The organism is Pandoraea sp. NPDC090278, from assembly GCF_044772185.1.
GTDB lineage: Bacteria > Pseudomonadota > Gammaproteobacteria > Burkholderiales > Burkholderiaceae > Pandoraea.
The window spans coordinates 254139-274960 of sequence record NZ_JBIVYJ010000004.1 but is presented as its reverse complement, the minus strand read 5'-3'; the positions used below and the strand labels follow the sequence as shown (position 1 = coordinate 274960).

Below are 20822 nucleotides of genomic sequence, written 5' to 3'. Positions count from 1 at the left end.
GTTGGCGTCGCTGCATTGAGGCCAATGATCGGTGTATGCGTTTCGTCTGGAAAATCGTTCCGGTCGATCGGTTGATCGGCGAGACCTATCAAAGCGATGTGGCTGACGCGCGGTGGCCTCAGACGTCGCCCGACGGTGCACGTGCGCAAAGGTGCCAGCACGCCGAGGTGAAGCGCACCTCACCCTGCGCGACGAATGGCGCATAGGCGTCGACGATGGCGTCTACGATGTGCTCCCGCTTTGCCGGATCTAGACCGACGAGCGCCAGTCCCACCGGCCCGAGACGCGACGCGTAATCGCGCAAGTCGGCCTGCGAGAACGTGCAATCGAAGTGCACGGGCTCAAGCCTGACATCCTCCCACCCGGCCGACGACAAGATGGCCGCGACGCGCTCGCGATCCGCAAAACCGAACTGCCCCGGCCCGCCCGGCTGTCTGGGCGGCAAGCCGCAGAGTAACGGCGCGGCGACACGCTCGGCGACAGTCATGAACGGATTCTCCGACGGCCCTCGCCACACGAGCGTGTGGAGCGCCGCCCCCGGGTAGGCGCACGCGCGTAGATTGGCGAAGGCGGCAACGGGATCGTCGAAGAACATGACGCCAAGCCGCGAGACGATGAGATCGAAATGCGCTTGCGGGAACACGTGCGTCTGCACGTCGGCGCAAAGAAATTCGACCGGTGCACGAGCGTTGGCCGCGCGGGTACGCGCCGTCTCGATCATCGGTGCGGAGATGTCGGCCCCCGTGAGTTGCCAGGAATGACCCAGCGCGGCGGACAGCGCGAGCGTTGCGCCGCCTGTGCCGCACCCGACGTCGAGCAAACGCCCCGAGGGCGTTTGTTGCGCAACGTCGCGCGCGCGGTCGATGAGAAACCTCGCGAGCGGCACGAACATCTGGTCGAGCGCGGCACGGTTGTCCACCCACGCACTGCCCGAGCGGCCGTTCCATAGTTCGGACTGATCTTGATTCGCGTTTTCGGTCATTGGCATCCCTCATGTCGATACGGTGGAGGCGCATGCCAATGCGGACGTCGGTCGATCCCCACGATGTCCCGAACGTCACCCGGCATGGCCTATGACATGCAGTGTGGCAATTCAAGTCGACTTTAGGTCAAGGGATTTTTGCCGGATCGCCTGCTACCCGGCGCTGGCGACGGCTCAAGCGGTGGCGTTGAACGCGTCGTGGTAGGCGACCGTGCCGGTCGGCATCGGGCCGTCGAAATGCGTCATCTGAAAATACTCGGCGGGCACGTCCGGCAAACACAACGACGGGTCGGCGCGGAAACCGAACCGTCCGTAATACGACGGCTCGCCCAGCACGACGCAACCGGCTGCGCCCAGTCGACGAAGCGCGTCGAGCGCCGCGCGCATGAGTTGGCTACCGATGCGCTCGCCCTGACGATCAGGGGCGACGGAAATCGGACCAAGGCCATACCACTCTCGGGCACCGTCGCTGATCGTGACCGGAGAGATCGCCACGTGTCCCACAATGACACCGCGATCTTCTGCAACGAGCGATACGCTAAGTTGTCCGGCGCGACGCAATGCAGCCACGATGAACTGCTCCGTATGCGCGGTGTGCGGTGCGTCTTGAAAGGCGGCGATGGTCAGCGCTTCGATGGCGTCGACGTCGGCAGCAGCTTCGCTTCGGATCTGTAGGTTCATGGCGGCATTGTATGCCGCGCAAGCGAGGTTGCGATGGACCGATGCGTGCAGTTTTACGCAGGCAGCAATGCGTCCAGCCGGGTTTGCAGATCCACTGAGCGAAAGGCGGCAATGGCGGCGTCCAGCAATGGCGGACGGGGCAGCCGCTCGCGCAGAATAAGACCGATCTCGCGATGCAGCGCCGGTTGCAACGGCACGGCGTGTAACTCGTCGCGCATCTCCGCCAGACACAGCACGCTGTGGGGCACGATGCTGAACAGCCCCGCACAACGCACGTGCGCGTACAGCGCCATCAGCGAATCCGTCTCCACGCGCGGCGATGCCGACGTGCCCGCGCGCGCCAGCGCTGCATCGATCCCCTGACGACACTGCATGTTGCCAGTGAGCAGACACAGCGGCAGCTTCGCCGCTTCGTGCCACGACAGCGACGTGCGGCCCGACAACGCAGACTCGTCGCGCGCGATCAGCACGTAGCGCTCACGGAACAGGGAGATGGTTTCGAATTCGCGCAGACGCGGATCGTCGAGATAACTCAGGCCGACGTCCAGATCGAGTTCGGAGAGCTGACGCAACGCTTGCGTCGCGGAGAGCGTATAGACCTCATGGCGCATGCCGGGAAACTCGCGCAGGCACGCGTCGGTGAGCAGAGGGACGAGCGGCAACGCGGTGGGGATTGCGCCGATACGCAGGCATCCGGTGACCTCGCGGCGGCTCGCACTGGCCTCCTGACGCAAGCCCTCGCAGTCGGCCAGCACCTGACGCGCCCACGCCAGCACTCGCTCGCCTTCCGGCGTGAAGCCCTCGAAACGACGTCCGCGCCGCACGATCGGCAGCCCGAACTCTTCCTCGATGCTTCGGATCGCGCCGGAGAGCGTCGGCTGCGACACGTTGCACAGCTCGGCCGCGCGACGAAAGTGCTGCGCCTGCGACAGCGCCACGAGATAGCTCAGTTGCCGGATGAACATGGCTTGCGTCCCCTCCTCTTGTCATCGGCGCCCAAGATGACGCCGATGCTGCGGGCGACACGTGTCGCCACCGCTATATTGTTATGAATATAGCGCAAGCAATGACGGTCCAGTCATGAGAAAGTCGCATAACTGTTATGGAAAATCAGCCCGCTGGATAGCGGGCGGGTGACGCCGCCGTTACTGGGCAGGAGCCGACGGCGCTGGGCTTTGCGGCGCGGGCGCCGGGGACAGGATGATCCCACCAGGCGACGTTGACGGTGCAGACGGCGTGACCGGCGTCGCTGCCCCACCTGACCCCGTCCCGGACGAACCGCCCGGGCCGTTCCACTCGCCGGGCACACCCGGGATAGTCGTGCCTTGTGAGGCGCTCGCGGGTTGCGTGTACTGCGGCTGAGCGAGCACGGCCGATGCGACCGGCACCGGCAACGGACCGCTGTCGCTGGCCGCATCCGGCGTCGAGACCGACGGCGCGGGGGCCGGTGCAGGGACAGGTGTCGGTTGGCGTTTCACCGGCGCTTTGGGTTTGGGTTCAGGCTGCTTCGCGAAGAGGCCCGTCACCCAGTCCGAGGCGCGCGTCCACCAGTCGCTGTACCAGTGATGATTGTCAGGCGCTTCGAACTTTGCGCTGCCGTCGATGACCTTCGCGCGCAACGCACGCGAGAAGACATCCCCGACAATCGGCAATGCACTGTGTGCGCCCTGCCCCCAGTAGTCGCTGCGCAACGTGATGCGGCTGTCGTTGAAGCCGACCCATGCGCCCGCCACCAACTGCGGCTGCATCAGAATGAACCAGCCGTCGGCGTTGTCCTGCGTGGTACCGGTCTTGCCCGCGACGTCGGCCCGAATGCCGAAGCGCGTACGGATCGCATTGCCGGTCCCGCGATTGATGACACCGCGCATGGTGTCGAGCAACGTGTAATCGTCGTTCTCCGAGAGCGCGCGCTCAGGTCGCGCCGGTGAGAACGTCGCCAGCACTTCGCCTTCGCTGTTGGTGATCTCCGTGACCATCGTCGGCTCGCGATACTCGCCGCCGTCAGCAATCGTGCCGTAGGCCGCAACCATTTCCTTGAGCGAGACGGGACTCGTGCCCAGCGCCAGCGATGGCACCGGATCGAGCTTGCTCTCGCGCACGCCCATCGCGCGAGCGAGGCCGACCACACGCGAGGGTCCGACATCCTGCATCAACTGCGCCGTGACGGTGTTGCGCGATTGCGCCAGCGCGTCGGCGAGCTTCATCGGCTTGTTGGTTGGCGTGGTGTCGTCGCTGGGTCGCCAGATCTCACCGCCCGCGAGCGGAATCTCCACGACCTGATCGACGATGGTGTCGTCCGGCTTGCGTCCCTTGACGAAGGCCGCACCATACACAAACGGCTTGAACGTCGAACCCGGCTGACGACGCGCCTGCTGCACGTGATCGAACGGATCGGTCGTGAAGTCGCGGCTGCCGACCCACGCGCGGATTTCGCCGGTGCGCGGATCGATGGCGAGGAAACCGGCTTGCACGCGCGTCTTCGTCGTGCGCAGGTTCTGCATGAACGTCTTGTCGGCGAACAGACGCTTCATCGCCGCTTCGGGCGCTTCGCCCCCGGCCACGGCGTTGCGATATTCCGCCGTCTCGCGCACGAACGACTGGACCAGCGCCGTACTGTCACGCCAACCACCGCGTGCCGACCAGTTCGCGTCGGCAATGCCTTGCAATTGATTCGCCTGACGCGTGAGCGCTTGCGTCGCCATAGACTGCAAGCGCGCGTCGATGGTGGTGTGCACCACCAGACCGTCCGAGTAGATGTTGTAGTCGTTGCGATCCGCCCAGCCGATCAGCCACTTGCGCAATTGCAGTGCGAAGTGCGGTGCGGGCCCCGGCTCTTCCGTCTGACGTTCGAAGTCGACGCGCAACGGCCGCTTTTGCAGCGCCGCGAGCTTCGATTCATCGAGATCGCCGAACTTCACCATCTGCGCAAGCACCGTGTTACGGCGTTGCAGTGCGCGCTCGGGATTGATCACCGGGTTGTAATAGCTGTTGCCCTTGAGCATGCCGACGAGCGTGGCGGCTTCGACGACGTCCAACTGATCGGCAGACTTGTCGAAGTACGTACGCGCGGCCATTTCGATGCCGTATGCGTTGTACAGGAAGGGCACCGTGTTCAGGTACGTCTCGAGAATCTCGGGCTTCGTGTACAGCGCCTCGATTTTGAGCGCGGTGATCGCTTCCTTGAGTTTGCGAGTGAGCGTCGGGGCGCGGCCGATGTCGTCCGGGTACAAATTGCGGGCGAGCTGTTGCGTAATCGTCGAGCCGCCCTGACGGTCGCCCGAGAACGTGCGCAGCGCCGCCCCTGCCGTACGCTTCAGATCGATGCCGTGGTGTTCGTAAAAGCGATGGTCTTCCGTCGACACCAACGCCTTGACGACGTTGGGCGAGATGTCCTTCAACGCCACCCACTCGCGGTTCGACGGCCGGAACTCGGCCAACAGCTTCCCATCGGCGGACAAGACCTGCGCAGGCTGGTCGACTTTGGCCCGGCGAATGTCGCGAATGCTCGGCGTGAACGGAATCAGGATCAGCGTATAAGCGACGAGCAGACAAGGCAGCGCCGCGATGCCGATCAGCACACCTCGACGCGTGGGATGGCGCAGGTGATGCCAGGCGCGCGCTGCATACGGGGCCAGCGGTTGCAAAAGGCGAAGACCCCGTCGACCTGCTTGGGCGACGGCGTGCAGCAGCGAAGAAAACAGCGACGAAATCGGGCGCTTCACGATGGGGGAATGCGTGGCAAAGTCCGCATCCTACCAAAACCGGCGCACGCGACAGTTTGTCGCATCACGCGTGCGCGCTGTCTCTCGCTTGACGCGCATCAAGTTCCGCAGCGCATCGTGCTTCTACCATCGGTCGTGCTCACTCACGACTTTGGACAACATCATGAAGCACTCCCTCGGCGCCACGGCTCTCGCCGCCGCACTGACTACCGGTGCCGCCCTCTTCAGCGCATCTGCCTTCGCACAAAGCACGGCACAGGCCGCCGACAACACGGCCCCCACGAAGACCTTCGGTTTCATCAAGGACAGCTCGCAGGGCATCTATGCCGGTGACATCCTCGCGCGCGTACGCGCCATCGGTATCCTGCCGGACTCGCATGCGAGTGGCAGCGTTCTGCCGACGCTCGGCGTCACCGTCAACAACGCCATCGTGCCGGAACTCGACTTCACGTACATGATTCTCGACAACGTGGGCGTCGAACTCATTCTTGGCATGTCGCGCCATCAACTCACGTCGAACCTCGGGCACCTCGGCGGCGTGAACGTGCTGCCGCCGACACTCCTGCTGCAATACCACTTCAATCACGCGGGAAAGGTGCGTCCGTATGTTGGCGCCGGTATCAACTACACGCGCTTCTGGAACAGCAACCTGAATGCAGGCGGCACCCCGATCTCGATCAAGAACCACAGCGTCGGACCGGCGCTGCAAGCCGGTGTCGACATTCAGATGACGAAAAACCTTTTCTTCAACATCGACATCAAGAAGATCTGGATGAAGACCGATACGTCGCTCGCGGGCACCGACCTCGGCACGTTGCACATCGATCCGCTGATCGTCGGCGTAGGCGTCGGCATGAAGTTCTGATATCCGGTGTGGGGCGCCACGTGCCGGGGGGCCGTGGCGCTCCTTTTTTTGGTTCCATCGGACGATGCGGCAAATTGTCGCGTCGTCCCTACATGCGAACGCAAAGCATTTACGCCCCTCGACAAGACCCCCTACAATGCCTCCTTTCCCGAGAGTCGCCTGATCCACGCCTTTGCCTTCGCGGCGATCCGCGCGGTTAGCTGATGACGTGATGAGCTTATGACGTCATCGCAGGACACTCTCGCGGGCTGATCCACTCGACAGCCCGGCGATTCCCGTATTTTTCATCCATCTGTTTGATCCGGCCCAGCATGCGCAAGCTTCGTCAGCATCGCGTCGCAATCGGGATCGCCCTGCTGGCGATCCTGCTGGCTGCGCTCATGCCTGCGATTGCGCAATGGCGCGCCGCGATGCAGACGGATCCGTTCGCGGTCTACTGCACGGTGCAGGGCACACAGGCCTCGCTGGGCACGAACACCACCCCGCGCGCTGACGCCCAACGGGAGCCCGCGCATGACGGCCACAGCGGCCATGGCGACGCGCAGGCACCGCCTGCGCCCAATCCTGCTCAAGCTCAGCCCACGGGTCTGCACAGCGAGCACGGCAACGCCGGCCACTCGCTCGACTCAGCAGATCACTGGGAGAAGTGCGGCTATTGCGCGTTGTGGACACATCAGCCGCTCGTCACCACCGCATTCCATCTCCCCCCGCCTGCCGCGCCGGCTGGTATCGTTGCCGCCCCCCGGGCTCCGGTGCCACATTTCCCGCGCGCCCGTTTCGCCGATGCTTTAGCGCGCGCGCCACCGTCTCTCGCCGTCTGATCCTCCCGACTTCCGGCCATTGCCTGTCAATGCCGGTGGCTTTTGTCGAACCCGCTTTGCTCTGCCTGCCTCCCGGCTTGCCCTGACGCTCGCGCTCGTCTCGCGACCGCGCGGCCCGCCATGCGTGCCTGGCCGACAACGGACGCGTTCGACACTCACGATCATCAGGCGGCCGTCATACGGTCGCGAGAGAGACATTCATGTCACGTTTCATGACGCAGAAGCCGTTGCAAGCGGCCATCGCGCTCGCCTTCGCTTCGCTGGGCAGCGCAGCACACGCCCTCACCTCGAACCCCGCAGCTTCGGTCGCCTCGGCGGGCGCCGCTGCCGTGAATCCTGTGGCCCCCGTGGTCCTTGCCGCAGGCACTCCCGCGGTCGGACCGGCAGCCGCACCGACCGCCACGCTGCCCGCTACCAACGTGACTGCCCCGGCAGAGTCGCTTACGTCCCCCAGCGTGGAGGAGCAAAAGGCCAACCTTTTCCAGACGGCGGGCTCCGTCGGCTTCGTTGACGCCGACAGCTACCAGAACACCTACGCGTTCAACCTGCGCGACGTGCTCAAGGACAGCCCCGGCGTCTATGTCCAGAACCGGTACGGGCAGGAACTACGCGTGTCGATTCGCGGCTCCGGTATCGCACGCGGTTATCACGTACGCGGCCTCGAAATCCTGCAGGACGGGATTCCGACCAACTCGGCCGACGGCAGCGGCGACTACTACCAGATCGACCCGATGGGCCTGCGCTCCACCGAGGTCTACAAGGGTGGCAACGGTCTCACCTACGGTTCGACCACGCTGGGCGGTGCGCTGAACTTCGTCACGCCCACGGCCTACACTGCAGAGGCCCCCAACCAGTTCCGGCTCGAAGGCGGCAGCTTCGGCACCGTTCGCGCGAGCGGACAGATGTCGCGCATCTTCGGGCCGCTCGATGCGCTCGCGACCGTGACGCTCAACCGGGCCGACGGCTATCGCGATCACGCGAAGGGCAACTACGCCCAGATCAACGCGAACATCGGCTACAAATTCTCGCCGCGCGTGGAAACGCGTTTCTTCTTCGGCGCTTACATCGTCGACCAGAAGCTGCCCGGTACGTTGTCGCTGTTCGATGCGCTCAACAATCCCACCAAGGCGGCGGCCTCCGCAGTCTCCGGCGATCAGGCGCGCAACACCCGCACCGAACGACTGGGCAACCTGACCACGATTCGCTTTGATGTCGGCCAGCTCGATATCGCGTCGTGGGTGATTCACAAGAGTCTGTATCACCCGATCTTCCAGGTCATCGATCAGGATGGCTGGACCTACGGCGTCGCCCCCCGCTACACGGCGAACCTGACACTCGCGGGCATGCGTAACGACCTGATCGTGGGCGCGCGCTTCTTCGGTGGCAATACAAAGGCCGATCAATACGTCAACGTGAACGGCAATCGCGGCGCACAGACGCTCGACTCCCGTCAGAGCGCTTACAACTACGAGGCGTATTTCGAGAACCGCCTGTTCTTCCTGCCCACGCTCGGCCTCATGATCGGTGCCAAGGCCTACCGCGACGTTCGTCAGTACATCGACTACGGCGGCGTGCCGGGCGACGTTAACTATCGCTCCACCAGCGCCGCCTACTCCGGTGTGAATCCCAAGATCGGCCTGCTGTGGGAGCCGCGCAAGGACGTTCAGGCGTTTATCGACATCACGCGCAGCGCAGACGTGCCCGACTTCACCGATCTGTCGCAGACGTTCGGGGCGACGTCGCGGTTCGTGCCGCTGGCATCGCAACATGCGTGGACGCTCGAAGTCGGCACACGCGGCAAGCTCGATCGCGTAGCGTGGGACGTCACCGCCTACCGTTCGATCGTGCGCGACCAACTGCTCCAGTACACGACGTCTCCCGACGTTCCCGCATCGACCTTCAATGCGAACAAGACCGTGCTTCAGGGTCTTGAAGTCGGCGCATCCGTCGACCTGTTCAAGAACGTGGCGGCCACCGGCGACCGCGTGACATTGACGCAAATCTGGAACTACAGCGACTTCCGCTTCCGTGACGATCCGCAATACGGCAACAACCGCATTGCTGGCGTGCCGACCAATGTGCTGCGCACCACGCTCGGCTACGCGCTGTCGAATCGATTCCAGATCGCGGCGTCGCTCGACTGGGTGCCCACCGGCGCATGGGTCGACTACGCCAATACGATGCGCGTGCCCAGCTACACACTGATCGGCTTGCAGGCGTCGTATCTGATCCAGCGAGGCGTGACGTTCTATGTCGATGCGCGCAATCTGACCGACAAGCGTTATGTGTCGGATTTCAGCACCGTCACCGACGCCCGCGCGGCCAACACTGCCGTGTTCTACCCGGGAGACGGTCGCAGCGTGTTTGCCGGTGTTCGCTTCGCGTTCTGATCAAACCTGATCGAACCACACGCGCGCTCGGAAAATCTTCGGGCGCGCGATCCTCTCGCGTCGCACTCGTACGCTCGGATCGAACCCTCACAGCATGCGACGCAGCGTGTCGTCACGACGAAAATAGTGATGCCACAACGCTGCCAGCGCATGCAAGCCGATCACCCAGTAGAACGTGCTTCCCAGCGTTTCGTGAATCTCCTTGATGGACCGGCGCATTTCGTCGTCTTTGCCAATGAACTGCGGCAGCGCGATATCCAACCCCGGAATCGTCAGCACGTGCCCACCTGCGTTCAGCGTCAGATAACCCAGCACCGGCTGCGCGAAGACGAACAGGTAAAGCAGCAGATGCACAAGTGACGACCCTGTGCGTACCAGCCATCCCTGACCGGGCAGCGGCCCCGGCGATCCCTTGATCAGACGCCAGAGCAAACGCGGCACGGCCACGACCAGCACGGCGATTCCGGCCCACTCGTGGATCGTCATGCTCAGCGCTCGCGGCGCACTGCCTTTCGGCAGATATCCCTTCGTGATCACGGCGGCATACGCAATCACGATCAGCAGCGCCACCAGCCAGTGAAAAAAGATCGCGGGCGGTGTGTAGCGCTGAACGGAAGAGAGCGGTGAGTCGAGTGAGTGGAACTTGATCGCTTTGGCCATCTCGGGGGGACTCCTCTGCTGTTTTAGGCGATCCCCATTATCGCGCCCGCTTCCCGACGCGAACAGGCTGCAAATCGTCACATTTTGTTACGCGAAAATTCTCCTCGACATTCGGATTCCTCCCTCCCATCGATTCGCCGACTGTGCCGACAATATCGCCTCGGCACACAGACTCGCTGCGGTGCCACATCGATGAACCTCCTTGGCCGGCGCACGCCCGGTCGGCCTTTAAAGCCCCCTCGCGGGGCTTTCTTTTTCTCTCCGTTCGTCTCCTTTTGCTCAACGAGGCCCGACACACATCGCTGGAGCCATCACCGAGCCGTCTCGCTGCGGAGCAACATTCGCAATGTGCATCGGTGAGATCAGCCTATCGCGACACAGCGATGAAAGGTTTGTGAACTATCCGAGAGAATGGGTGCACGAATGCAGAAGCGGCGATGTCTGCACCGTGCCTAGGACGAATCCGACCCAAAAGATAGGACGACACCTTGAAGTGTTGCGTGAAGCCCTCACAGCACTGGTCACGGCTCGACTTGCAGGCAGATAATGTTCATCAAAATCCAGGAGGCCAGATCATGCGAACAACCACTTTCCCCCAAGGCGACACTGTCCCGGTGCTCGGGCAGGGCACATGGATGATGGGTGAGAAGCCGGAGCGCCGTCGCGAAGAAATCGCCGCGTTACGTCTGGGCGTCTCGCTTGGCATGACGCTGGTCGATACCGCCGAAATGTACGGCGAAGGCGCGACGGAGAGCCTCGTTGGCGAAGCGCTCGATGGCTTGCGCGACGAGGTCTTTCTCGTGAGCAAGGTGTATCCGCATAACGCCTCGCAACGTGGCGTAGTCGCGGCGTGCGAGCGAAGCCTCAAGCGTCTGCGCACCGACCGCATCGACCTGTACCTCCTCCATTGGCGTGGTGATGTGCCGCTCGAAGACACGATTGCCGGTTTCGAAACGCTGATTGACGCGGGCAAGATCCGCCAATGGGGCGTGAGCAATTTCGATGCGGACGACATGGACGAGTTGTTCGACGCACCGGGCGGCACCGCGTGCGCGACGGATCAGGTGCTGTTCAATCTTTCGCGACGCGGCCCCGAGTACGATCTGATGCCCTGGCTTGCGACGAATCGACTGCCGATGATGGCCTACTCGCCCATCGAACAAGGGCGCTTGCCGACGAATGGCGTCCTTAGCGAAATCGCGCGAAAGCGTCACGTCGAGCCGCTACAGATTGCGCTGGCCTGGGTGCTGAGCCGTCCCGGCGTCATCGCCATCCCGAAGGCCGGGTCCGAGGCCCACGTGCGTGCGAACCGTGCCGCGCACGACATCAAGCTGAGCGACGAAGAACTGGATCTGCTCGATCACCACTTCGAAGCGCCGTCACGCAAACGTCCGCTGGAAATGATCTGATACCGCGATCTGAGCACGGGTCGAGGAACGGATTGCAGAATGCAATGGAATTTTGAGGGCCCTCGGTCGCGCAGGCCCGACGCAGTACACTAGGCGTTTTCGAATTTTCGCAGGACGGCTTCATGAGCGATTCACGTCCCGTCGTCGTTATCGGGGGCGGTTTGGTTGGCGTGTGTACTGCCGCCTATCTTCAGCGCGCAGGGCACGCCGTGACTCTCGTCGACCGGCAGTCGGCGCGTCAGGCGGCGTCGCTGGGCAATGCCGGTTGTATCAACGGTTCGTCGGTCGTCCCTATCGCCATGCCGGGTGTGCTCTGGCAAGTGCCGGGATGGCTGATGCAGCCGGATGGCCCGCTGGTGCTTCGCTGGGGCTATCTGCCTCGCATGGTGCCGTGGTTGATGCGCTTTATCGCGGCGAGTCAGCCCGCACGGGTTGCACAGCAGGCACGCGCGTTGCGCGCCCTGCTCGGCCCGGCACTCGACGCGTATCAACCCTTGCTTGACGATGCCAACGCCAACGACCTCGTGACCCGTCGCGGATATCTCATTGCCTATTCCAGTGAGAACGGCATGGCAGGCGATGAAGGCGGCATGGCCTTGCGGCGTGACAACGGCGTGCAGATCGACACGCTGGACGCCGGTGCGCTTCGCGAGTTCGAACCCACGCTATCGAACGATTTCATCGGCGCGCGTTATATCAGCGAGACGGGGCACACATCGGACCCGGGCGCGTTGCTGGCGCGTCTGACCGCTCAGGTCGTGGCGCGAGGCGGACGCCTCGTCGATGCGGCTGCGACGGCCATCGAAACCAACGGCGCACAGGCCGTGGCAGTGCATACGGACAAGGGACGCGAAGCCGCAAGCGCCGTCGTCGTCGCGGCTGGTGCGTGGTCGGCGCCCTTCGTGCAGCAGTTGGGCGACAGCATCGTGTTCGACACCGAGCGCGGCTATCACGTGGAGATTCCGACGCCGCACGAGATGCCGTCGCGCCCCGTGATGTGGGCGGAGGGGAAGTTGTTTGCGACGCCGATGAACGGCCGCCTTCGCGGTGCGGGCACGGTCGAGCTGGCAGGGCTGCAAGCGCCGCCGAATTGGCGACGTGCCGATCTGCTGCTGGGCCAGCTTCACAAGATGTTCCCCGGCGCGGTACAGGGGGTGAAGTCGACGCAATCAGTCGATGGCGCACGCTGGCAGGGGTTTCGTCCGAGCACGCCGGATTCGCTGCCGGTGCTGGGCGCCGCGTCGAAAGTGCCGAATGCCTTTTACGCCTTCGGACACGGACACGTGGGGCTCACGGCCGCAGCCTCCACTGGACGCACGATCGCCGGGCTGGTGAACGGGGAGCGGCCGTCCATCGACCTCTCACCGTTCTCCGTCGGGCGCTTCCGCTAGCGCATCCGTCGCACCCATCGCATCCGGCACCGTCTGCAGCATCACGGTCGCGCTAGATTAGCGCTCAGTCCTTGCAGACGGATGCGACGATGTCACACGAACGCAGGCGAAGCGCCGGATCGTAGATGTCGGTCACGAGCATCAGTTCGTCGGCTTGCGTGCGTTCGACGAGATCGGACAGGCCGGATTTGATACGCTCCGGCCCGCCGACGACGGCCACGCCGAGGAATGCTTCCACCGAGTGCTGCTCCGCCGGATCCCAGCGCTCGTCCATATCGTTCACTGGCGGCTGCAACTTCAGACTCTGCCCACGCATCAGCGCCAGGATCTTTTGCTGCGACGACGTCGCGAGGAACTTCGCCTCCTCGTCCGTCGGAGCGGCTACGACGGGCGCGCCGACCATCACGTACGGCTTATCGAGCACGGCCGACGGGCGGAACATCTCGCGATAGATGCGAATCGCATCGAACAGGAAACGCGGCGCGAAGTGCGATGCGAAAGCGTACGGCAGCCCCAGATGCGCCGCGAGCTGCGCCGAGTACAGCGACGACCCCAGCAGCCACACAGGAATGTCGCTGCCCGCGCCCGGCGTGGCGACCAGTCGTTGCCCCGGTTGCGCCGGTGCGAGCAGCGCGCGCAGTTCAGCCACTTGTTCCGGGAAGTCGTCACCATTGCCGAGACGGTCGCGTCGCAGTGCACGCATCGTCGCCTGATCGGCACCCGGCGCACGGCCGAGGCCCAGGTCGATGCGTCCCGGGTACAGCGCGGCGAGCGTGCCGAAGTTCTCGGCGACGACCAGCGGCGGGTGATTCGGCAGCATCACGCCGCCTGAACCGACGCGAATGCGCGACGTCTTGTCGGCAATATGCCCGATCAGCAACGCGGTGGCAGAACTGGCGATGCCATCCATGTTGTGGTGTTCCGCCAGCCAGAAACGCGTAAAGCCCAGACGCTCGACGTGCTGGGCCAGTTCCGTGGACTGCTTCAGGGCTTCAGCCACCGTGCCGCCAGCGCGCACCGGCACCAGATCCAGCATCGAGAGGGCTGTTTTCGACAAACTGCTCATGGGGCTCTCCGTTAGCTTGCGCGCGTCGCACCCCGGTGGGTCGATGCCAGATCGTGTCTGATCGATGCACTACAGGTGACGCGCACTATCGTGCCAAAGTATAGTGACGAAGGGTCAAAATCCCCAGTAGGCACCTTTTAGTTGAATAGTCACCATTTAGTTACCATGAGCAAACCCGAACCCTTCGTTTTCGAGGAAACCTGCGTGCCGCGTCGCGTGCTGGAGCTCTTCAGCGTGAAGTGGACGAGCATGGTGCTCTACGCGTTGCAGTGCGGCACGACGCGAACGGGCGAACTCCAGCGCCGTCTGCCGGGCATTTCGAAGAAGATGCTCACGCAAACGCTGCGTGAGCTGGAGCGCGACGGCCTGATTCACCGCGAGGTGTATCCCGTGGTGCCGCCCAAGGTCGAATACTCGCTGACGCCGCTCGGCGAGCTTTTCATCGAGCCGATCGAGATGCTGTACCGCTGGGGCAACCAGCATGCGGACGTGCTCGCACAGCTGAGTCTGCGTCGCGGCAAACCGTCGCAGGACCCGGCCGACGGGGGCACCGATGGCGAGGTTGCCCATTTCACGGTTATCTGAGACAGTGGTTATGTTGCAGCGCAAACTGCGTACCTGCTGCAACCGTACTCTCGTAACGACCCCCGCGGCTGACGCCCACCGGCGCGACGCCGCATCGCCGAGGGATCATGCCACGCTCCAAATCCACCTCGCGGGTGCAGCCGTCGCTCCCCGCCTCCTCCACACCCGCCGCACGATCCGGGCGGGCCGCTAGCGCCACACGCGCACCGTCCGGCGCACGCACCACCGCCCGCGGGGCACTCCCCGTCGATCTCGCCTTACAAGGCGGCGGCGCACATGGCGCATTCACCTGGGGCGTGCTGGACCGTCTGCTCGAAGCCATTTCGCACGACATCGACAACGCTCCCTTCCGCATCGAAGGCATTTCCGGCACATCCGCTGGCGCGATGAATGCTGCAGTGCTCGCGACCGGTTACGCGCGCGGCGGCCCCGATGCGGCACGCGGTGCGCTGGAACAGTTCTGGCGAGACGTCGCGCATGCGGGACGCTTCAGCCCGCTACGTCGTACGCCGCTCGACATTGTGCTCGGACGCTGGTCGCTCGATAACTCGCCGTTCTTCATGTTCTTCGATCTCGCCGCCCGCGTCGTGTCACCCTACGACCTCGCGCCGCTCGAATTCAACCCGCTGCGCCGCCTGCTGGCCGATCACATCGACTTCGACGGCATCTCCAAAAGCGCCGATGCCGCCCCCATCCAGCTCTTCATCACAGCGACCAACGTGCGTACCGGACGAGGTCGCGTCTTCCGCAACGCCGAGATCACCCCGGACGTTCTGCTCGCCTCAGCCTGCCTGCCCATGTTGTATCGCGCCGTCGAGATCGATGGTGAACCCTACTGGGACGGCGGCTACGCGGGTAATCCGTCGATCACGCCGCTGGTGCGCGAGACCGTGTCGTGCGACACCATCCTTGTGCAGGTCAATCCGGTCGAGCGCAATGAGGTGCCGCGTTCGGCGCGCGAGATTCTCAATCGCGTCAACGAAGTCTCCTTCAACGCCACGCTGCTCAAAGAGTTGCGCATGATCGCGGTGCTGCGTCAGGTCGTGGATGCCGGGAGCGACGAAGGCAAGCGCTGGGCGCAAATGCGTATGCACAGGATCGCGAGCGACATGATGACGACACTTGGCTACTCGTCAAAGCTCTCGGCCGAATGGGACTTCCTGGTGATGTTGCGCGACGAGGGCCGCCGCTGCGCCGACGCCTTCCTGCACGAACACGGCGCCGATCTGGGCAAACGCTCCTCGCTTGATCTCGATCCGCTGCAGGAGACCCTCTGAATGGAGCTTGCTGGCATTCTTATCGGCCTGGCACTGCTCGTCTGGCTGGCCTATCGTGGCTGGAGCGTGCTGCTGCTCGCCCCGGCCGCCGCCATGCTCGCTGCGGCACTCTCAGGCGAACCCGTCCTCGCACACTGGACGCAGACGTTCATGCAGAACGCAGCGCGTTTCATCGCGCAGTTCTTCCCGCTATTCCTGCTTGGGGCCTTGTTCGGCAAGTTGATGGAGGACAGCGGGGCCGTGCGCGCCATTGCCGCGTTTCTTACGGACAAGCTGGGTTCGCGTCGCGCGATGTTCGCTGTGGTGCTCGGCGGGGCGCTCGTCACATACGGTGGTGTGAGTCTCTTCGTGGCGTTCTTCGTTCTCGCCCCGATGGCGCACGCACTGTTCCGCGAAGCCAACATTCCCGTGCGACTGATGCCCGCCGCGATTGCGTTAGGGACGTCCACCTTCACGATGTCCGCGATGCCCGGCACGCCTGCCATCCAGAACGCCATTCCGATGCCCTTCTTCGGCACCACGCCCTTTGCCGCACCGGGGCTTGGGTTGATGGCCTCGGCCATCATGCTCGGTGTGGGCCTCTGGTGGCTCTCATGGCGCGAGGGACAGGCGCGTCGTGCGGGGCACGGTTATGCGGAAAACGAAGTGTGGGACAAGAAGGCGGACCCGACGGTCGTGCGCGAGCGCGCCAGCGTGGCACGCGAATTCGATCCGGCGGAAATCGAAGCCGGTCATCGCAACGACGCACTGCCGGGCATTCTGACGGCCGCCTTGCCGTTGCTCGTCGTGATCGGCGGCAACTTCGTGATGAACGTGATCGTTTTCCCGCGTCTGAACGCGAGCTTTCTCGCCGAGCCGAGATGGGGCGGCATCACGCTGCAAAGCGTAGCGGGCGTGTGGGGCGTATGCATCGCACTCGCGAGCGCGATCCTTGTGCTCGTGATCCTGCAATGGCGACGCTTACCCGCGCTACGCAAGACGATGGACGCCGGTGCAAACGCGTCCGTCCTGCCGATCATGTGTACGGCGAGTCTGGTGGGCTATGGCGGCGTGATTGCCGCGCTGCCCGGCTTCGAGCTGGTGCGCGACTGGGTGCTGTCCATCGACGGCGGTCCGCTCGTCTCGCTGGCGCTCTCCGCCAACCTGCTCGCGGCCATCACCGGCTCCGCCTCGGGCGGCCTCACGATTGCCCTCGACGCGCTCGGCCCCGCCTACGTCAGCCTCGCGGCACAGCACGGCATCGATCCCGCGCTGATGCACCGTGTGGCTGTGATGGCGTCCGGCACGCTCGACAGCCTCCCGCACAACGGCGCGGTCGTCACGTTGCTGGCGGTGTGCGGCAGCACGCACCGCGATAGCTACTTCGACATCGTCATGACGAGCATCGTCAGTGCGCTGATCGCGCTCGTCGCGGTCATCGTCGTCGGCTCGCTCGTCGGGACGTTCTGAACGTTCCGATGCCAACGAAAAAGGGCCGAGGTAATCCTCGGCCCTTTCGGCATTGCTTAGCGACTGACGTCCGTTTTATCGATCCAGCAAACGACCCAGACGCATCATCGTGACGTTCACCCCAAGGTGACGCATCGACGGCTGCACGATCACGCAGTTGTCATACGGCGTGACGATCACTTCGTCGCCATCGCGGGCGATTTCGGTACCGGCCTTCTCGATCACTTCCAGTCCCGTGAACGGCTGCGAGAAGCGGAAGTCCATCGAACGCGCCACGACCGGCTGCGTGATTTCCACAAACTTCTGACGCGCAGGCGTTTGCGTGAGGAACGGCGCAACGTCGGCCTCAGTCACCACGCCCGCATGCAACAGGAAACGAGATGCGCTGTCGAGCGCCACATCGCGCGCGCTCTTGGCGAAGTGCTGTCCCGTCTCGATGAGCAGCGCGTTCTTCGGACTCGCCGGATCGCCGAAGCCACCGTAGTCGCGCATGCGCGTGCCATTGGCGTGGCCTTTGTCGATGATGACGTGCTCGGGCGTGCCGAGTTCGGCCGCCAGCGCAATCGCCTTTTCCAGCGGACCGGTCATCATCAGCGGGGCCGACGCTTCGTGCATCGAGTGGATGTCGAGCAGCAGATCCACCGTGTCGATGAACGGACGCATCGCACGGGCGCGCGTCAGTTCACGGCTCTGGCGTTCGCCGTCGAGCGTCGAAGCCGTCCACACACGATTCATGTCTTCATCGAGAAAGCGCGTGGCGTCTGCGTTCTCTGCACTGAACTGTTCGTACGCACCGATGTTGCCGAAGCCCAGCGACAGGCGGCCCGACGACGGACGCAGTCCCGAGGCGAGCAGCGCGTCGACAGCGATGGCACCGCTCACTTCGTTGCCGTGCGTGAGCGCGAGAATCATCACGTGCTTGCCGGGCTTGCCGCTATCGAACGTGTGCAGATAGTCGATGCCGGTGTTGCCTTCGCGCCAGCGGGCGATATCGGGGAACGAGACTTCGATGGGGTACGCCGGCAGGGCGGCGCGAATCGCTTCGAGCGTGGTCATGGGTAAAGCTCCGCAAGGGATGCCGCAAAAAAAGAGACGACGTCGCCTAGGGGATTGGCGGACGTCGTCATTGCGGCTCAAATCAGTACATCGAATATCGGGACTACGTAATCGAACCTTAGGCCTTGGTCGCGCGCGGCGAGGCGTGCGACTGGCTCGTCAGTCCGGCAATCTTGCCTGCGCGCACACGTCGGGCCAGCGCCGTGACGGCCGTCACGCTGAGCACTGCCGTCGCCATCACGTAGAAGCTCGGGGCGAGCTTGTTCTGCGTGGCATCGATCAGCCAGGTCACGATCAGCGGAGCGAAGCCGCCGAACAGCGTGACCGAGAAGTTGTACGACAGCGCCAGACCGGTGCCACGCGTGCTCGTCGGGAAGATGTCCGCCAGCAGGGCGGGCAGCGGGGCGAGACTCACGGCGATCAGCAGACCGACCAGTGCCTGCACCATCAGCAGCGTCTGGAACGTCGGATAACGGTTGAGCAGCACGAACAGCGGGTAAGTCGTCACGCCCACGGCGATCAGCGCGTAGAGCATCACGCGAATACGGCCGAAGCGGTCCGAGAGATGGCCGACGACAGGCGCAGCGATCATGAGCATCACGCCGGTCACGACCGCGCCGATGAACGACGACGTCGCCGGAATGTGCAGTTGCTTGACGGCATACGTCGGCATGTACAGCTTGTGGACGTAGTTGAACGCGGTGGCCGCGGCCACGACGCCCGCGCCGAGCAGCATGTTGGCGCGATCACGCCCGAAGACTTCGCGCAGCGGCGACTTCTCGCGTTGCTTTTCGCCGAGCTTCTTGAAGTCGGCGGTCTCATCAATGTTGCGACGAATGTACAGACCGACCGGGCCGATGAGCAGACCGACGGCGAAGGCGATACGCCAGCCCCATGCGCTCAGTTGGTCGGCGGTGAGCAGCATGCTCAGCAGTGCCGAGACGCCGGCGGCGAGCACCGTTGCGAGACCTTGCGTGGACATCTGCCAGCTAGCGAAGAAGCCGCGACGCTTGGCGTCGGCATGCTCGACCATGAAAGCCGTGGCAGCGCCGAATTCACCGCCCGTCGAGAAGCCTTGCAGCATGCGGGCGACGATGATGATGAGCGGCGAGAAAATGCCGATCTGCGCATACGTCGGCGCGAACGCGATCATGGCGGTGCCGACCATCATGAGGCCGATGGACACCGTGAGCGACGCCTTGCGACCGGCGCGGTCGGCGTAGCTGCCGAGAATGATCGAGCCCAGCGGACGCGTGACGAACGAAATACCGAACGTGCCCACGGAGAGCAGTAGCGAGGTCGTTGCGTCGTGAGCGGGGAAAAACAACTGGCCGATCACGATGGCGAAGTAGCCATAGATCAGCAGATCGTAGAACTCTAGTGCGTTGCCGATACTCGCCGCGCAGATCTCGCGCCACGGGTTGTGGGGTTTGGTGTTGCCGGTCATTCCTGCTCCTCGGGATCGCTGGCGTTGGAAGTCGATGTTTGGACGCCCCGCAAGCGTCCGTTGCATAGCGCGCAACGAGGACGAACCGGGGCCATCTGCCAGTCTCAGGAAGCGGAGTGTAGGTGGCGGAAAAACCAACTCCGTGCCGATTCGGCACGCAAAGGTGCTGATTGGGGGCGAGGTCCGCCGGTAGAATTGGCCCACCTTCCCTCTCTCGGATGCCTTTGATGTCCCCGATTTCCCTGCGACTCACGCGCCGTCTCCTTAGCGCCGCCCTGCTCTGCCTGCCGCTACTCGCCCATGCCGACTGCAAGGATCGTCTGAACAACTGGGCGAAGACGCTGCAACCGGGGCGTGCCGTCGATGCCGACTTCGCGACCTGCAAGGTCTGGCCCGCGAACCCGGCGCAAACGCTCGCCGTCCTGCCGATGGCACAGCCGGGCGGCACCGACGACGACAAGGTCTATGACGTGGAAGTCGTCGTCGCCGACAGCCAGAGCGGCAAGATCGTGGCGCACCGTTTCGAGAAGGCCGCGATTACGTCGGACGCCATCATGCTGCGCGGCATTGCGCTCGACACCGCGCCGTGGCGTCTGACGCCGCAGACGGTGGCGTTCGGTGTACGCACGAATTTCGAAGGGTCGTCGCGCGTGAATCCGTTTTCGCAGACGTCGCTCAGCCTTTACGTCATCGATGGCACGACGCTGCGCAAGGTCGTCGATAACCTCGCCACGCAAAAGAGCGGCGGCGAATGGGATGGCAACTGTGCAGGCAGCTTCGACGACACCTCGCGTGCAGTATCCGTGGGCTCCGAAGGCAAGAACGGTTACGCGAAACTTGTCGTGAGTGAGAAGACCACGACAACGACCAACAAGCCGACGCGCAACGATTGCGCCAGTAAGGACCGTACCGCCAAGGGTGCAAACGTCACGCTCGAATACGACGGTTCACGCTACGTCGTGCCGAAGGCGCTCGCAGGCGGATAACAGGTTTCCATTTTTGTCTTGATTGCATTTTTGCG

At 63.8% G+C, this 20822-nt stretch carries 17 protein-coding genes; 9 read left to right on the top strand and 8 right to left on the bottom strand.

The features are described 5' to 3' along the window. Nucleotides 1-118: 118 nt before the first annotated feature. The 4 genes from ACIQWO_RS16345 to ACIQWO_RS16330 form a co-directional block, all read right to left on the bottom strand. A complete protein-coding gene (locus ACIQWO_RS16345) occupies nt 119-988 on the bottom strand; it encodes a class I SAM-dependent methyltransferase (RefSeq protein WP_402826019.1) in 870 nt (289 codons plus the stop codon). Nucleotides 989-1156: 168 nt separating this feature from the next. Continuing rightward, a complete protein-coding gene (locus ACIQWO_RS16340; protein ID WP_402826016.1) occupies nt 1157-1663 on the bottom strand; it encodes a GNAT family N-acetyltransferase in 507 nt (168 codons plus the stop codon). Between the two features lie 53 nt (nt 1664-1716). Beyond that, nucleotides 1717-2628, bottom strand: coding sequence for a LysR family transcriptional regulator (locus tag ACIQWO_RS16335; protein WP_402826013.1), 912 nt, complete (start codon nt 2626-2628; stop codon nt 1717-1719). Between the two features lie 180 nt (nt 2629-2808). Continuing rightward, nucleotides 2809-5373: a penicillin-binding protein 1A gene (locus tag ACIQWO_RS16330; protein ID WP_402826851.1), complete on the bottom strand. Its 2565-nt coding sequence runs from the start codon at nt 5371-5373 to the stop codon at nt 2809-2811. Nucleotides 5374-5548: 175 nt separating this feature from the next. On the opposite strand from ACIQWO_RS16330, the gene ACIQWO_RS16325 reads away from it, so the two are divergent. From ACIQWO_RS16325 to ACIQWO_RS16315, 3 genes are all read left to right on the top strand, one after another. Next, on the top strand, nt 5549-6250 hold the full coding sequence (locus ACIQWO_RS16325) for an OmpW family protein (RefSeq protein WP_402826010.1): 702 nt from the start codon (nt 5549-5551) through the stop codon (nt 6248-6250). 311 nt (nt 6251-6561) lie between these two features. After that, nucleotides 6562-7071, top strand: coding sequence for a DUF2946 domain-containing protein (locus ACIQWO_RS16320; RefSeq protein WP_402826007.1), 510 nt, complete (start codon nt 6562-6564; stop codon nt 7069-7071). Between the two features lie 200 nt (nt 7072-7271). Beyond that, complete coding sequence (locus tag ACIQWO_RS16315; protein WP_402826004.1) at nt 7272-9461, top strand: TonB-dependent receptor family protein; 2190 nt, start codon at nt 7272-7274, stop codon at nt 9459-9461. Nucleotides 9462-9548: 87 nt separating this feature from the next. On the opposite strand, the gene ACIQWO_RS16310 is transcribed toward ACIQWO_RS16315, so the two are convergent. Then, complete coding sequence (locus ACIQWO_RS16310; RefSeq protein WP_402826001.1) at nt 9549-10121, bottom strand: cytochrome b; 573 nt, start codon at nt 10119-10121, stop codon at nt 9549-9551. A gap of 575 nt (nt 10122-10696) precedes the next feature. Between ACIQWO_RS16310 and ACIQWO_RS16305 the strand changes: the two genes are divergently transcribed. After that, a complete protein-coding gene (locus ACIQWO_RS16305; protein WP_402825998.1) occupies nt 10697-11530 on the top strand; it encodes an aldo/keto reductase in 834 nt (277 codons plus the stop codon). A 122-nt stretch (nt 11531-11652) separates the two neighbouring features. Further along, nucleotides 11653-12921: an NAD(P)/FAD-dependent oxidoreductase gene (locus tag ACIQWO_RS16300; protein WP_402825995.1), complete on the top strand. Its 1269-nt coding sequence runs from the start codon at nt 11653-11655 to the stop codon at nt 12919-12921. Between the two features lie 64 nt (nt 12922-12985). On the opposite strand, the gene ACIQWO_RS16295 is transcribed toward ACIQWO_RS16300, so the two are convergent. After that, nucleotides 12986-13987 carry an LLM class flavin-dependent oxidoreductase gene (locus ACIQWO_RS16295; protein ID WP_402825992.1) on the bottom strand — a complete coding sequence of 334 codons (1002 nt, stop codon included), beginning with the start codon at nt 13985-13987 and terminating at the stop codon, nt 12986-12988. 165 nt (nt 13988-14152) lie between these two features. On the opposite strand from ACIQWO_RS16295, the gene ACIQWO_RS16290 reads away from it, so the two are divergent. The 3 genes from ACIQWO_RS16290 (at nt 14153) to ACIQWO_RS16280 (ending at nt 17298) form a co-directional block, all read left to right on the top strand. After that, nucleotides 14153-14572, top strand: coding sequence for a winged helix-turn-helix transcriptional regulator (locus ACIQWO_RS16290; RefSeq protein WP_402825989.1), 420 nt, complete (start codon nt 14153-14155; stop codon nt 14570-14572). Nucleotides 14573-14679: 107 nt separating this feature from the next. Next, the gene (locus ACIQWO_RS16285; RefSeq protein WP_402825986.1) at nt 14680-15849 is read left to right on the top strand and encodes a patatin-like phospholipase family protein; all 1170 of its coding nucleotides are present in this window, start codon (nt 14680-14682) and stop codon (nt 15847-15849) included. After that, a complete protein-coding gene (locus tag ACIQWO_RS16280; RefSeq protein ID WP_402825983.1) occupies nt 15850-17298 on the top strand; it encodes a GntP family permease in 1449 nt (482 codons plus the stop codon). 75 nt (nt 17299-17373) lie between these two features. On the opposite strand, the gene ACIQWO_RS16275 is transcribed toward ACIQWO_RS16280, so the two are convergent. Next, on the bottom strand, nt 17374-18354 hold the full coding sequence (locus ACIQWO_RS16275; protein ID WP_402825980.1) for a M14 family metallopeptidase: 981 nt from the start codon (nt 18352-18354) through the stop codon (nt 17374-17376). Between the two features lie 118 nt (nt 18355-18472). Next, nucleotides 18473-19801, bottom strand: coding sequence for an MFS transporter (locus ACIQWO_RS16270; protein ID WP_402825977.1), 1329 nt, complete (start codon nt 19799-19801; stop codon nt 18473-18475). Between the two features lie 227 nt (nt 19802-20028). Here ACIQWO_RS16270 and ACIQWO_RS16265 point away from each other — a divergent pair, with 227 nt between their 5' ends. After that, nucleotides 20029-20787, top strand: a complete 759-nt coding sequence (locus ACIQWO_RS16265) for a hypothetical protein (RefSeq protein ID WP_402825974.1) — start codon at nt 20029-20031, stop codon at nt 20785-20787. Nucleotides 20788-20822 lie beyond the last annotated feature (35 nt).

Bases quoted from the DNA above. Each gene is read 5' to 3' on its own strand.
- ACIQWO_RS16320 (WP_402826007.1), top strand. From the start codon at position 6,562: ATGCGCAAGCTTCGTCAGCATCGCGTCGCAATCGGGATCGCCCTGCTG.
- ACIQWO_RS16280 (WP_402825983.1), top strand. From the start codon at position 15,850: ATGGAGCTTGCTGGCATTCTTATCGGCCTGGCACTGCTCGTCTGGCTG.
- ACIQWO_RS16310 (WP_402826001.1), bottom strand. From the start codon at position 10,121: ATGGCCAAAGCGATCAAGTTCCACTCACTCGACTCACCGCTCTCTTCC.
- ACIQWO_RS16295 (WP_402825992.1), bottom strand. From the start codon at position 13,987: ATGAGCAGTTTGTCGAAAACAGCCCTCTCGATGCTGGATCTGGTGCCG.
- ACIQWO_RS16275 (WP_402825980.1), bottom strand. From the start codon at position 18,354: ATGACCACGCTCGAAGCGATTCGCGCCGCCCTGCCGGCGTACCCCATC.
- ACIQWO_RS16335 (WP_402826013.1), bottom strand. From the start codon at position 2,628: ATGTTCATCCGGCAACTGAGCTATCTCGTGGCGCTGTCGCAGGCGCAG.
- ACIQWO_RS16290 (WP_402825989.1), top strand. From the start codon at position 14,153: ATGAGCAAACCCGAACCCTTCGTTTTCGAGGAAACCTGCGTGCCGCGT.
- ACIQWO_RS16270 (WP_402825977.1), bottom strand. From the start codon at position 19,801: ATGACCGGCAACACCAAACCCCACAACCCGTGGCGCGAGATCTGCGCG.
- ACIQWO_RS16345 (WP_402826019.1), bottom strand. From the start codon at position 988: ATGCCAATGACCGAAAACGCGAATCAAGATCAGTCCGAACTATGGAAC.
- ACIQWO_RS16305 (WP_402825998.1), top strand. From the start codon at position 10,697: ATGCGAACAACCACTTTCCCCCAAGGCGACACTGTCCCGGTGCTCGGG.
- ACIQWO_RS16285 (WP_402825986.1), top strand. From the start codon at position 14,680: ATGCCACGCTCCAAATCCACCTCGCGGGTGCAGCCGTCGCTCCCCGCC.
- ACIQWO_RS16315 (WP_402826004.1), top strand. From the start codon at position 7,272: ATGTCACGTTTCATGACGCAGAAGCCGTTGCAAGCGGCCATCGCGCTC.
- ACIQWO_RS16300 (WP_402825995.1), top strand. From the start codon at position 11,653: ATGAGCGATTCACGTCCCGTCGTCGTTATCGGGGGCGGTTTGGTTGGC.
- ACIQWO_RS16325 (WP_402826010.1), top strand. From the start codon at position 5,549: ATGAAGCACTCCCTCGGCGCCACGGCTCTCGCCGCCGCACTGACTACC.
- ACIQWO_RS16340 (WP_402826016.1), bottom strand. From the start codon at position 1,663: ATGAACCTACAGATCCGAAGCGAAGCTGCTGCCGACGTCGACGCCATC.
- ACIQWO_RS16265 (WP_402825974.1), top strand. From the start codon at position 20,029: ATGTCCCCGATTTCCCTGCGACTCACGCGCCGTCTCCTTAGCGCCGCC.